12 protein-coding genes are annotated in these 13336 nt (G+C 54.1%); 10 read left to right on the top strand and 2 right to left on the bottom strand.

The window, feature by feature from the left end; all coding sequences use genetic code 11:
* Positions 1-14 precede the first annotated feature (14 nt).
* The 10 genes from BLQ82_RS14205 (at position 15) to BLQ82_RS14160 (ending at position 11410) form a co-directional block, all read left to right on the top strand.
* Entirely contained in the window at positions 15-1946 is a 1932-nt protein-coding gene (locus BLQ82_RS14205) for a PTS fructose transporter subunit IIABC (protein WP_062527553.1), read from the top strand.
* A gap of 793 nt (positions 1947-2739) precedes the next feature.
* Entirely contained in the window at positions 2740-3585 is an 846-nt protein-coding gene (locus tag BLQ82_RS14200; RefSeq protein WP_062527555.1) for an STM4015 family protein, read from the top strand.
* Positions 3585-4829 carry an STM4014 family protein gene (locus BLQ82_RS14195; RefSeq protein WP_062527557.1) on the top strand — a complete coding sequence of 415 codons (1245 nt, stop codon included), beginning with the start codon at positions 3585-3587 and terminating at the stop codon, positions 4827-4829. Before BLQ82_RS14200 ends, BLQ82_RS14195 begins: the two co-directional genes overlap by 1 nt.
* A complete protein-coding gene (locus BLQ82_RS14190) occupies positions 4826-5611 on the top strand; it encodes an STM4013/SEN3800 family hydrolase (RefSeq protein ID WP_062527559.1) in 786 nt (261 codons plus the stop codon). The genes BLQ82_RS14195 and BLQ82_RS14190 overlap by 4 nt, the downstream gene beginning before the upstream one ends.
* A 34-nt stretch (positions 5612-5645) precedes the next feature.
* Positions 5646-7031 carry an STM4012 family radical SAM protein gene (locus tag BLQ82_RS14185; RefSeq protein WP_062527561.1) on the top strand — a complete coding sequence of 462 codons (1386 nt, stop codon included), beginning with the start codon at positions 5646-5648 and terminating at the stop codon, positions 7029-7031.
* The gene (locus BLQ82_RS14180; protein WP_062527563.1) at positions 7028-7900 is read left to right on the top strand and encodes an STM4011 family radical SAM protein; all 873 of its coding nucleotides are present in this window, start codon (positions 7028-7030) and stop codon (positions 7898-7900) included. The genes BLQ82_RS14185 and BLQ82_RS14180 overlap by 4 nt, the downstream gene beginning before the upstream one ends.
* Positions 7897-8430 (top strand): adenylyl-sulfate kinase, encoded by a 534-nt coding sequence (gene cysC, locus BLQ82_RS14175; protein WP_062527565.1) that lies wholly within the window; start codon positions 7897-7899, stop codon positions 8428-8430. The genes BLQ82_RS14180 and cysC overlap by 4 nt, the downstream gene beginning before the upstream one ends.
* 179 nt (positions 8431-8609) lie before the next feature.
* Complete coding sequence (locus BLQ82_RS14170) at positions 8610-9110, top strand: Crp/Fnr family transcriptional regulator (RefSeq protein ID WP_020431600.1); 501 nt, start codon at positions 8610-8612, stop codon at positions 9108-9110.
* Between the two features lie 351 nt (positions 9111-9461).
* On the top strand, positions 9462-10133 hold the full coding sequence (locus BLQ82_RS14165; RefSeq protein WP_062527567.1) for a YitT family protein: 672 nt from the start codon (positions 9462-9464) through the stop codon (positions 10131-10133).
* Between the two features lie 485 nt (positions 10134-10618).
* Entirely contained in the window at positions 10619-11410 is a 792-nt protein-coding gene (locus tag BLQ82_RS14160) for a TIGR00266 family protein (protein WP_062527569.1), read from the top strand.
* Between the two features lie 298 nt (positions 11411-11708).
* Here BLQ82_RS14160 and BLQ82_RS14155 read toward each other — a convergent pair whose 3' ends face one another.
* Positions 11709-12533, bottom strand: coding sequence for an NAD(P)-dependent oxidoreductase (locus tag BLQ82_RS14155; protein WP_062527571.1), 825 nt, complete (start codon positions 12531-12533; stop codon positions 11709-11711).
* Positions 12534-12598: 65 nt separating this feature from the next.
* Positions 12599-12985 (bottom strand): MerR family transcriptional regulator, encoded by a 387-nt coding sequence (locus tag BLQ82_RS14150; RefSeq protein ID WP_062527573.1) that lies wholly within the window; start codon positions 12983-12985, stop codon positions 12599-12601.
* Positions 12986-13336: the final 351 nt, after the last annotated feature.

Genomic DNA, 13336 nt, shown 5'->3' with positions numbered 1-13336 from the left:
GGGAGTGGATTGTAATGAAAATTACAGATCTGTTGATAAAAGAAACAATGATCATGAACCTTCAGGCGGCGTCCAAGGAAGCGGCGATCGATGAACTGATCGCCAGCCTTGCGGCCAGCGGCCGGATTAATGATCCCGTTTTATTCAAGCAAAAGATTCTGGAGCGCGAAGCGCAGTCCAGCACCGGTATCGGCGGGGGAATCGCCATGCCGCATGCCAAAACCAGGGCTGTCAACGAACCAACTGTTGTATTCGCCAAAAGCGCAGCAGGCGTAGACTTCGCCTCTTTGGATGAAGAGCCTGCAAAGCTGTTCTTTATGATTGCCGCGCCTGAGGGAGCGGGGAATATGCACATGCGCACATTGGCCGCATTGTCGAGGCTGCTCATTGAAAGCGAGTTCATTGAAGCGTTGATGAATGCCCGGACACCGGATGAGGTGGTGGCTTTGTTCGATGCCAAACAGGCCGAAGCTGAAGCCAAGGCGAAGGCAGAGGAAGCAGCCAGCGCAGGCGGAACCAAACCGGAAGCTCCTGAACGTGTGATTGTGGGCAACCCGGCTTCACAGAGCTTCGTCGTTGCCGTAACCGCTTGTCCCACAGGAATTGCCCACACCTTTATGGCGGAAGATGCATTGAAGAAAAAAGCCAAAGAAATGGGCGTGAACATCCGCGTAGAGACCAATGGTTCGGAGGGCGCCCAGAATGTGCTGACTGCGGACGAGATCGCCCGGGCCAGCGGCGTAATCATCGCTGCGGACAAAAATGTGGAGATGGCCCGCTTCGCCGGCAAGCCGGTGCTGCAAAGACCGGTAAGCGACGGCATCCGCAAGCCTGAAGAACTGATCACCAAAGCGGTGAAGGGAGAAGCTCCAATCTACCGCAGCGAAGGACGCGGCGGCGATGAGGCTCCGGCAGCCAAATCGGGCAGTGTCGGCAGCAAAATTTACAAGGATCTGATGAACGGCATTTCGCATATGCTGCCGTTCGTAGTCGGCGGCGGGATACTGCTGGCGATATCCTTCCTGATCGAGCAGACGGCGAGCGTTGACAATCCGATCGTCAAGCTGCTGCAGACCCTTGGCGGCGGCGATGGCGCCTTCCATTTCCTTATTCCAATCCTGGCCGGTTTCATCGCGCTCAGCATCGGTGACCGTCCGGCTCTGATGCCGGGTATGGTCGGCGGGTTTATGGCCCTCAATTCCAACGCCGGTTTCCTTGGTGGTCTGGCTGCCGGATTCCTGGCCGGTTATGTGGTCATCCTGCTCCGCAAAACGTTTGCCGGTCTGCCCAAAACGCTGGACGGACTGAAGCCGATCCTGCTCTATCCCGTATTCAGCCTGCTGATTACCGGCGGGATTATGTTCTACCTGTTCGATCCGGTGTTCAGCTGGATTAATGAAGGCCTGATCGACGGACTCAACCACCTGGGAACAGGCAACGCAGTTCTGCTTGGACTGATTCTTGGAGGAATGATGGCTATTGATATGGGGGGGCCGTTCAACAAAGCCGCCTACACGTTTGCCATTGGCGTTTTTACCTCCAGCGGCAACACCAACGGACTGATGATGGCGGCTGTTATGGCCGGAGGGATGGTTCCTCCGCTTGCCATCGCCCTGGCTACTACGTTCTTCAAGCATAAATTCACTGAAACAGAACGCAAATCAGGCCTGACCAACTATGTGCTCGGATTGTCGTTTATTACAGAAGGCGCTATTCCTTTTGCCGCCGCAGACCCGCTGCGTGTCCTGACCTCCTGTATCATAGGTTCAGCCGTTGCCGGCGGCCTGACCCAGCTGTGGAATCTCAACGTTCCTGCACCGCATGGCGGTATCTTCGTGGCTGCGCTCTCCAGCAATGCCTTGTTGTTTATCCTAGCCGTGCTGATCGGCTCAGTCATCTCCGGTCTGACGCTCGGCCTCTGGAAGAAGCCGCTTAAGACCGGCTGAGTATAATAGAATTTGAAGGGGCTGCCCAACGTCATCTTTATGCAGAGCTTGTTCTGCGGGTGAGGGCAGCCCTTTTGCATGTCAGAAAGTATTCATTAGGCCCCCAAAAAGTATCTGAATGAGCTTCCATGCAGAAGCCCTGCTTTGTGGGGTTATTTTAAAATATAAGCGTATATGCTTCGCGCTATAAATTATCCACTTGGCTTGCCGGGCTACTTGATGCTTAAACAAATTAGTGATACTTTTTCCACCTGACCAGCTGACGAAGCCAGCTAACGAAACGCTAGAAACACCTTCTCCCCTTACACACTACCTTTACCCCATCCCGACTAGCATATTGGCGAAATGAGAGGTATAAGTACCCTTGAATTTGGCGTTTTCGGGCTACGGGGTGAACAATCTCCGCAATTGCCGTTGTTGACCGATTTAGGACGAGAAGTGGCGAGAAGTGCAAAAAATAACGGCAGAGATACCGTTCTTTGAGTTGGCTGCTGCTCAGGAGGGAAGGTGCTGCTTTCGCCCAATGACCTCCACCTCAGTGACCAGCACAATGCTCGTACATAACATAGCTTATACTAAAGTGTCAGGCTCTTTTCTGCTTTTTTCGATACACGGACAGGAATAGACAGGAATAGAAGGATCTATATGCTCTTTTTGCTGAAAAGCTACTAACAACCAGGGTTTCCTGGTTTAAAAGGGTCGGCTTCACCGGCAGCATTTGGATTCATTTGACCAACCATCCCCGAAGATGTTAGGGTGATTTATAGCCAAAATTTGCCGGGAGGGATTATTCATGTCGGAAGTAAAGCTTGCGATTGGGTACGATGAATTTGAGGATGGCCAGCGGATAGAAACCGCGGTTGAAAGCTTAAGCGCAAGTCCCGAAGCCGCATCGCTGAGCAGTCTTATTATCGGAGACTGGGGCCAGGCATATGAGAACAGCTCGGAGGACGTTGTAGAAGCGCTCGTGAAACACAGCGCAAGCTTCCCGGCTCTCCGCAAGCTGTTTATCGGCGAGATGGGCTATGAGGAATGTGAGATTTCGTGGATTACGCAAAGTGATCTTTCTCCGCTGCTGCCGGCTTTTCCGGAGCTTCAATCGCTGACGATTCAGGGCGGGAACGGGCTGAGTCTGAGCAAGCTGGAGCATGACAAGCTGGAAGAACTAATTATTATTACCGGCGGTCTGGGTAAAGGCGTTCTGGCCCAAATCGCGGCTTCTGAGCTGCCAAATCTGCGCAAGCTGGAGCTGTACCTTGGCGTGGATGATTATGGCTTTGACGGCAGCCTAGCAGATCTTCTTCCGCTGATTGAGCCGGGAAAATTCCCCAAGCTTACTTACCTGGGCCTAAAAAACAGCGAAATCCAGGATGAAATCGCCATAGCGGTTGCTGATGCCCCTATTCTGGACCAGCTGGATACACTTGACCTGTCCCTAGGAACGCTTAGTGACAAAGGTGCCGAGGTCCTTCTGGCCAGCGGGCGGATCAAAGGCCTGAAGGCGCTGAACCTCAGCCATCATTACATGTCTGAGGAGATGCTTGCCCGCTGGCAGAGCAGCGGCTTGCCTGCCGATATCAGCGACCGCCAGACCAGCGATGATGACGAAGACTGGCGGTATCCTTCGATCACAGAGTGATGAAGAAGACGCGGCCGCTGATCGTCATCGGCATCCCCGGTGACAAGCGGACTGGCGGAATTCAACAGGCCGGAAGCCGTCTGGGGTTACCCCCGGCCATCATTATACCGTATACCGGCCTGCTGGCTGGCCGGACGCTGGCCGAGCTGCTGGAGGCGGAGGGGTTCCCGCAGCGGACAGCCGCCTCACTTGCCGGACCTTCCGCGCCGCTGCTCCGGCTGGACTCGCCAGGCGGCAGCTTTGAGGTGGAGCGGGCCTTAATTACGCTCGGAGCACCCGATGCCGGAGACTGCAGGGATGTTCTGCATCCCTTCGGGCAGAGGCCCGACCCGTTTCCGCTAAGCAGCAGAACTGCCGGCAAGCTTAGGGACGTGCCCGGTGTGCTGCACCATCCTTCCCAGTGGTTTCGCGGCTATTGCCGCCTGCTGGCCAGGCTCCGGGAGGAAGCGGCTCTCCTCCTGCCGGATTCCAAGTGGCTGAATGATCCGCAGGATATTGCGGATATGACCGACAAACGGCGCACCCAGCAGCTTCTGGCCTCTGCGGATGTCAGAATTCCGCGTCCGCTTAGCGCAGAGCAGACACTTGAAGACTACAGCTCCATCCGTGAGCAGATGATCCGGCAGCGCATGCACCGGATTTTTATTAAGCTGGCCTGCGGGTCTGCCGCTTCTGGCGTCATTGCCTATCAGGTGAACCCGTCCACAGGTGCAGAGATTGCGGTGACCACGGTGGGGGTAGAGAATTATATTACCCGTCCCCCTATTTATTATAATTCCGGCAAGCTGCGGCGTTATACCGACAGCCGCACGATTGCCGGATTGATCAACTGGCTCTGCGGCCACGGGGCATATGCCGAGCAGTGGATTCCCAAATCGGGTGCAGGAGGCACTTCGCTTGATATCCGCCAGCTGGTGGTACTGGGCAAAGCCTGCCATTCCATTGTCCGGGTAAGCACCACGCCGATCACCAATCTTCATCTGCGCAGCCGCCGGATGTCCCCGGCAGATGCCGGACTTTCCGGGGAGACTCAGGAACAGGTGCGGAATACAGCCGTTCAGGCGCTGGCGGCTTTTCCCGGATCAAGTGTTGCAGGTATAGATGTGCTGGTATCCGCAGGCTCTCAACTAACATATGCCGCGGATGTCAATCCTTTTGGCGACTTGCTCTATAACGTAGAGTACCAAGGATTCGGCACTTATGAATGGGAATTGAAGCAACTCATAAAGGAAGGGCACTTATGACAGACATGAATGCTGTTGTCGGCAGCCACGATCTGCTGATGATCACACTCGACACTCTGCGCTATGACGCAGCGGTTCTGGAGGAAGCGAACTGCCCCAATCTGTGCGGGACCGGTTCCTGGGAAAAAAGGCATACCCCCGGGAGCTTCACCTATGCCGCGCATCATGCCTTTTTTGGCGGATTTCTGCCTACACCGGCCACCACGGACAAGTCACAGCATGTAAGGCTGTTCCATTCGCGGAACACCGGAATGAAGACCCATCCCTACACTTGGCTGTTTGATACGCCAGATGTCGTGTCAGGGTTTGCGGCTGAAGGCTACCGGACTATTTGTATTGGGGGAGTTATTTTTTTTAGCAAAAAAGTACCGCTCGCCCGGGTCCTGCCGGGCTATTTCCAGCACAGCTACTGGCGGATGACGTTCGGGGTCACAAACCCCCGGTCCACAGAACATCAGGTGAATCATGCCCTGAAGCTGCTGAAGGACACCCCGCTGGATCAACGGCTGTTCCTGTTTCTGAATGTCTCGGCGATCCATGGGCCGAATCACTATTTTGTACCGGGTGCCCGCAAAGATTCCATAGACACCCAGCGCGCTGCTCTGCGTTATGTGGACGGTGAGCTGGGCCGGCTGTTCGAAGCATTTCGTGAACGAGGCAATCCGGTCTTTTGCCTGGCTTTTTCAGATCATGGCGAGGCTTTCGGCGAAGATGGCTACCATGGACACAGGCTGGCGCATGAAACCGTGTGGAATGTCCCATACCGGGAGTTTTTCCTATAGCCATACCGGATTTTACCGAAAGGATGGAGACCGTATGACGACAACACAGCCTCCCCTGCATCTCCGCGATGACGGAAGAACACCATTCCCTTCGGAGGACGTTACGCAGTGGAGAGAACACATTACCGCTGACCCTTACCGCAATTATCTATATTCCTATCCGCACAAAACCGCTTACCGCGACCTTAATCCTCCGGTTCCGCTGGAACCGCTCTGGCGGGAGGAGCCTGCGGAGAGCTTTTTTCTGTATATGCATATTCCTTTCTGCGGGGCCCGCTGCGGCTTCTGCAACCTGTTCACCCTGCCTGACAAGCGGGCGGAGGTGCATACCGTATACGTCGATGCTTTGGAGCGCCAGGCCAGGCGGTGGGCAGCATTCACCGGCGGCAAGCCGTTTGCAAGGTTCGCCATCGGGGGCGGCACCCCCAGCTTGCTCGCTCCTGCACAGCTCCGCCGGCTGTTCCGGATCGCTGAGGATATTATGGGCCTGGACTCTGCCACAGCCTCGATCTCGGTAGAAACGTCTCCGGAGACGCTTACGGAGGAGAAGCTGAATATCCTGAAGGAACATACCGTGGACCGGGTCAGCATGGGCATTCAGAGCTTTGTCGCTGCGGAGTCTGCTGCCATTTACCGCCCGCAGAATCCGGATGAGGTATACCGGGCGCTGGAGCTGCTGAAGCAGTATGATTTTCCGATTCTGAACCTGGATCTGATTTATGGCCTCCCGGGTCAGACTGTGGAATCCTGGCTGTTTTCCCTGCAGCAGGCAATTAATCATGAGCCGGAGGAAATTTTCATCTATCCGCTGTATACCCGTGACCACACGATCGTGAAGCCAAAGGATATGCAGCGCCAGACGGACATCCGCCATGAATGTTATATGGCTGCGCAGCTGCTTTTGGCAGAGCATGGCTACACCCAATATTCCATGCGCCGCTTTGCGAAAGAAACCGCCGGAACGGACAAACAAATCCTGGATTACAGCTGCCAGGAGGAAGGAATGGTGGGCTTGGGCTGCGGAGCCAGATCTTATACCCGGAATGTGCACTATGCGTCCCGTTACGGGGTCAGCCGCAAGGCTACGGAGAGCATTATCGCCGATTATGTTGCGGCCGAACGCTACGATACAGCGGACTACGGCATTGTGCTGAGCCTGGAAGAGCAGAAGCGCCGGTTTATTCTGAAGGCGGTTCTTCACAGCGAAGGACTGAAGCTGGCGGACTACAGCGGGCGTTTTGCATCCTCCTTGTGGAAGGATCACCCGGAGCTGGGGCTGCTGCTGCAGAGCGGTCTGGGCAGGGAAGAAGCAGGCATACTACGCTTGACCCCGGAAGGCCTCGGATACTCCGATTCAATCGGCGACTGGTTTATTTCGGGAGAGATCCGGGAGCAGATGGAAAGGTTTGTTTTGCCATGAAAGCTGTTCTTTACTACCGGGGTTCTCTTACCTCCTGCAACTATGATTGCCCCTACTGCCCTTTTGGCAAGACTAAAGACAGTGCAGCGCGCCTTGCCAAGGACCGGGAGGAGCTGGAGGCCTTTGTCCGCTGGGTCTCCGTCCAAGGGGCTGAGGGCCACCGCCTGTCTATATTCTTCAACCCCTACGGCGAGGCGCTGATTCACCGCTGGTACAAAGAGGCTATGATTACACTCTCCAATCTTGACCATGTGGACAAGGTGGCCATACAGACCAATCTGTCCGCAGGACTTGATTTCACTGCCGGACTGAACCCGTATAAGGCAGCCTTTTGGGCAACCTATCATCCGGGTCAGGTAACGGAGCAGCGGTTCCTTGCCCAATGTATGGCTGTATATGATCAGGGTATTCCTTTCAGTGTGGGCAGCGTCGGGATTCGAAGCAGCTTTGAGGCCATCGCTTCCCTTCGTGCAGCTCTGCCGGAGGATGTCTATTTGTGGGTGAATGCCTACAAGGATAAGCCCAATTACTATACCGGGGAGGATATAGCCTTCCTAAGCGGAATAGATCCTTATTTCGTGCTCAATGCGAGGGACTACGAAAGCCTGGGCAAAGCCTGCAGTGCAGGCAGCGATGTGTTCTATGTGCAGGGTTCCGGCCAGGTCAAACGCTGTTATAAGGACAGGGGAGTTATCGGCAACCTTTACCGGGACGGGCTGGAAGGCTTATCGTTGGAACGAAGCTGCCGTATGAAGGTCTGTGACTGCTATATCGGCTATATCCATATACCTGAGCTGCAGCTGCAGCAGGTGTACGGGGCCGGACTGCTGGAACGAATCCCCTGCGGTGTACGGGAGGGAACAGAATGAGTGTCAAGCGGGGAATTACCATCTGGCTCACCGGTCTGTCGGGAGCTGGCAAATCTACGATTGCCGCGCTGGTTACAGACAGGCTGCGGGCAGCCGGGCAGGCCGTGGAATGGCTGGACGGGGATGAGCTGCGGCGCAGCATTGGACACGGACTCGGATTCAGCCGGGAAGACCGCTTCGAGAACATCCGCCGTGCGGTTTATGTTGCGGAACTGCTGAACCGGCATGGTGTGATAACGGTGATCTCGCTGATCAGTCCTTATGCAGAAATGCGCAGCTATGCCCGGCAGCAGCTGCACGAATTCGTAGAAGTCTATGCGGATTGTCCGCTGGAGATTTGCGAAGCACGGGATGTCAAAGGCCTGTATGCCAAAGCCCGCCGTGGCGAGCTCCCCTCTTTTACCGGCATCTCCGATCCTTATGAGGCTCCTGCCAGCCCCGAAATTACGCTGTACACGGCCAAACATCAGCCGGAGGATTGTGCTGATGAACTGCTGGCTTGGCTGGAGAAACGGCAGGGTCTGTATTGATCTGGAACAGCGCATGATGGAGGTACAACAACAAAAGGACAGGAGTGAAGTTCGGCTTAATTCGGTCTAACTCCTGGTAAATTTGACCAAATTATGCCCTGCCTGCAATTTGGTACAGGGTTTCTTTACATTTTGTAGAATAGAGTAATACATACTGAGAATATAAAGGAGAGAGCGGGATGATTTTGCACAAAGGAGAGGTCCTGTTCCGCCAAGGGGATGCCTGCCAGAATCTGTTTCAGGTGAAGAGCGGACTCTTTAAGGTAATCCGGCTGCATGAGAATGGGAACATGGTGCTGTTCAATCTCTTGTACCCCGGGGAGACTGTCCCCCATCATTCACTCATTTCACCGAAGGAGGCGCATGGAACGGCTGTAGCGATGATGAAAAGTGAAGTAGAGCTTGTCCCGGCAGCGGAATGGTACCGCGAGCTGCGCGAAGATCCGGATAAGGTGATGGAGATCGCCTTGCTGCTTCAAGAGAAGGTGCGGTTCATGCAGACCCGCCTGGACCACCTTACGGTGGGCACTCCCGGAGAGCGGCTGGATCTGCTGAAACGCTGGCTTCTTGAATATTCCCATGGCGCAGAGCTGACGGATTTATTGACACAGGAGGAGATCGGACAGCTGATTGGCGTGCGGCGGGAGACGGTCAACCGCCTGCTGCGTAATCCGGGCTAAATGCCGGTTTTACAGAACTTTTACATGATTCCTTATGTTTTTTAATGGAAACTTGTTTAGACTGGCACTTCTGCGTGGTATAATCTATTCAGAACACATCAAATTAGAGAAAGGATCAGGATACCATGTGTCCCCGAAGGACGATTCCCCAAAGGACGATTTGGAAACGTTATGATCTGTCTTATACTTAGCTTCCCTGTAGAAAGTGCGCGAATCGTTGTTTCTTGACGTTAACCGCCTCTGCGAGGGAAGGGAGTATTGTATGCGAAGGAGTAACACTTCCTCCGGTCAGACCCGTCGTAGAGGCTTGGCAGACGTCTAAGCCGCCATTTACGATAAGGGGAGACCTGTATGAGGAAACAAGACAGTGGCATGGGAATGCCGCTACAACTCACAGTCATATTGTCCGGAACATTGCTGCTTGCATTTACTTATTATCACATTAATTATCAGAATCATTTGACCGAGGGCGGATTTGTAGGCTTGTCGCTGCTTGGTAAATATGTGCTAGGCATTTCGCCTTCTTTATCTATTCTAATCTTAGACATACCAGTACTCTTAATTGCGATGATCTTCAAAGGAAGAGCGTTCGTATTGAACACCTTCATCTCCGTAGGAGCCTTCACGGTATTCTACAGTCTGATGGAACGTTACTCCGGATGGGTGATCAACTTGCAGGATAACCTGCCGCTTGCGGCGCTGTTGTCCGGTGTACTGACAGGTCTAGGAGCGGGGATGGTCCTGCGCGGCGGCGGGGCGAGCGGCGGTGACGATATTTTGTCGCTGCTGATCAGTGAATGGAAGGGGATTAAGGTAGGAACCGTATTTATCCTGATGGATGTTATCGTTCTGGCATTATCGCTTTTCTACATGCCTCTCAAGGAAACGCTGTACACAGTAATGGCTGTAGTCGTAGCCGGCTACGTTATTACGTTTACAACCTCACTTGGCAGACCTAAGCTGAGCAAAGCACCCAAAATTCAGCCCAAACTAAGCAAGCCGCATGATGGTACCGTAATGTGAAGAGTTCAGAATCCGCCCCTGTTTCGGGGATAAGAGAAAGGTCAGCCAGAAGAACAACGGGCTGGCCTTTTTTGTTATTTAGGAAATTATGATTTCCCTTTTCTGGGGGATAAGTTTTGTATAAAGTTGGGGATAAGTAGACGAAAATTCAGTGAATTCACCCAAAAGGGTAGAAATTAGCCGGATTCGATAGCCTTTTTCCAACTAGCGCTGCGAAGAAGCAAGTGAGCAGTGCTAGTTGGAAAAAGGGAACTTATTTCTCCCTGAAATCAACAAATGTGAGGTTTAAGTGGAACATGGTTCACGAGGAAATTAGTTACCCTTTTTCCACTTGGAATTGCCGTAGGATTCATATTTTTGGAGTCCTCTTGAAACCAGCGAAGAGCGGAGAGCGTATATATCTCAGCTGCACGGACATAGGATTACATAACAAAGTGAGAATAAGCTGATGAAGCAGTGCTCACCAACAATTAGGAGGAATACTATTGAGCGCACATGAGATTGATTATGTGATTATGGGTGAGGAAATTCAGTGTGTCGAGGTCCAGCTTGATCCAGGCGAAAGCGTGATTGCCGAGGCTGGCAGCTTCATGATGATGGACCCGGAAATTTCCATGGAGACGATCTTTGGCGACGGCACCGGATCACGCGGAGGCGGGCTGATGGGCAAGCTGATGGGCGCAGGCAAACGTCTGCTGACCGGTGAAAGTTTGTTCATGACAATCTTCACGCACAGCGGAGCCTACGGCCGCAAAAGTGTAACCTTTGCCGCCCCGTATCCGGGCAAAATCATTCCCCTCGATCTTCAGCAGCACGGCGGCAAAATCATCTGCCAGAAGGATTCTTTTCTCTGTGCAGCCAAGGGAGTCTCCATCGGGATTGAATTCCAGCGCAAGCTGGGCGCGGGCTTCTTCGGCGGTGAAGGCTTCATTATGCAAAAGCTGGAAGGAGACGGCCTTTCGTTCGTCCACTCCGGCGGCTATGTCATGGAGCGTACGCTGCAGCCTGGCGAGACGATTAAGCTCGATACCGGCTGTCTCGTGGCGATGACCTCTTCGGTAGATTACAACATTGAGTTTGTAAAAGGCGTAAAAACCGCTCTGTTCGGCGGCGAAGGCCTGTTCTTCGCCACCTTGCGCGGGCCGGGCAAGGTATGGGTGCAGTCGCTTCCGTTCAGCCGGATGGCAGACCGCATCCTGTCGGCTGCAGGCAATTCCGGCCGCAAGGAAGAAGGCAGCATCCTCGGCGGCCTGGGCAATCTGCTGGACGGCAGATAAGCGCTTTGCGCCGGGTGCAGCATCCGACTATTGGGCTGCTTTGCGTGACGCCAATAACTGACTGTTACGGGCACCAATGATTATGAACAATTCCGACTGAGGCCGACCATACTGCGGCTAGGGAGCTTAGGCGGTGAGTATCCGTTGGTCGTTGGGGCCGACTGCAGCCGGCAATGAATTAATTCTCCGTTCCGGTCTGCGGTTTCCTTTTGTTTTACAAAGAAAAAAATGGGGTTGTCCTCAGGTCATTGTTGTGACCTTGAGGACAGCCCCTTCGTATTTTGCGAATCGGTTCAAGCTATGGTCTGCTCCGGTCTCCGCCCTCCAGCATATTAAGCAGCTGACCGGCGAGCGGAGCGGGGAACTGCGCGTTTTGCGCTGCCGCCAGAAAGAGGCCGACATCCTTCTGCGGAATTTTGCTTTCGGAGAGGTTTGCCGTTTTCTCGGCGATCATTTTGCCATAGGATTGATAGATGGGGGCGGGAAACAGTGTGCTCGTAAGCATGTTGACCACCGCCTTGGGATCGACCCCGCCGCGCTCGGCCATTCCCAGTGCTTCCTCCAGCGAGCGTCCGGCGGAGACGATGAGGAAGTTACCGATCAGCTTGACGAGCACGGCCGTACCGGCTTCTTCGCCGAAGTCAAAGATCCCTCTGGCTCCCATCGCCTCCAGCACCGGCCGCACCCGCTCCTTCGCTTCCTGCGGACCTGCTACGGGAATCCACAGCTGCTTGGCAGCGGCCGCCTCGGGCCGCCCGAAGACGGGGGCTTCGACATAGACGGAGCCATGCTGCGCGTGCAAGTCCGCCAGCCTTCTGCCTGTATCCGGCGACACCGTGCTCATCGACACGTGAATGCCGCCCGGCCCGAGCCGCTCCAGGAAATCCTCGCTTCTGACGACGCTTTCCAGTGCTTCATCGTCCCACACCAAGGTGACGACGATGCCCCCGGCCGTCACAGCGTCGGCGGGACGGGCTGCCTGCAACGCGCCCTGGGCAATGAGCGGCTCCGCTTTGTCCGCGGTGCGGTTGTATACGGTCAGCGCATACTTCGCTTGGAGCAAATTGGCTGCGATGGGCAGCCCGAGCAGGCCGAGTCCGATAAATCCAATGTTTTCGCTCATTAATATTATTCCTCCTTAGAAATATTCAAAACATTACGTTAACGTCATGTTTTGAACAAAAAAATTTAGATACGATCATTGGTCTCGAGCCACCGCTCGAAGCGTTCGATATGGGACTGCAGATCGGCACGGAACTGCCCCAGTGCTTCGAGCTTCTTGTCCGTGTCGGCCAGATGCCGGCGCAGCAGGCCGAGAACCTTCCGCTTCGGCTGCACTCCGCTAGGGTCCGTGAAGTAGAGCTCAATTACGTCCCGAATCTCCTCGAGACTTAAGCCCAGCTTCTTCAACTGATCAATCTTCCGCAGACGGGCGACCGTCTCTTCCGTGTAGTAGTGATGACCGTTGCCTTCGCGCTCGCCTGAAGGAAGCAGTCCGATGCTCTCGTAATAGCGGACCGTGCGTTGAGTAACTCCTGCCCGCTCTGTCAACTCGCCGATGCGCATGCGGTCCATGTTTGCTCACTCCTTTCGAGTTAGAATATAACGTTAACGTCATGTTCGTATCTTAGCACTTTGATTGCACTATGTAAAGGCGAACAGGATCATTAGACTTCAATCTCTCAACGCACGTTAATCGGACACAGAAGCCATTATATTGTTCATTTGATCCTATAATAAGGGGAGATAGGACAATTACGGGAATCTCTGTCCGCCTGTCCTGCGGGATGAACAAATCCTCCCCATTAGCGGATTTCCTGTCCGCATTTGCCGCTTCCACAACGGAGAAGTACCGTTGTGGAAGCGGCGAAAGGCAGCTGTGTGAAATGAGAGGTATAAATACCTTTGATTTTGCTAGAAATGGGC

Source organism: Paenibacillus jilunlii (assembly GCF_900102965.1).
GTDB classification, from domain to species: Bacteria; Bacillota; Bacilli; order Paenibacillales; family Paenibacillaceae; genus Paenibacillus_AQ; species Paenibacillus_AQ jilunlii.
Note: the sequence above shows the minus strand (reverse complement) of the source record. Positions and strands in the feature narration are given on the sequence as shown.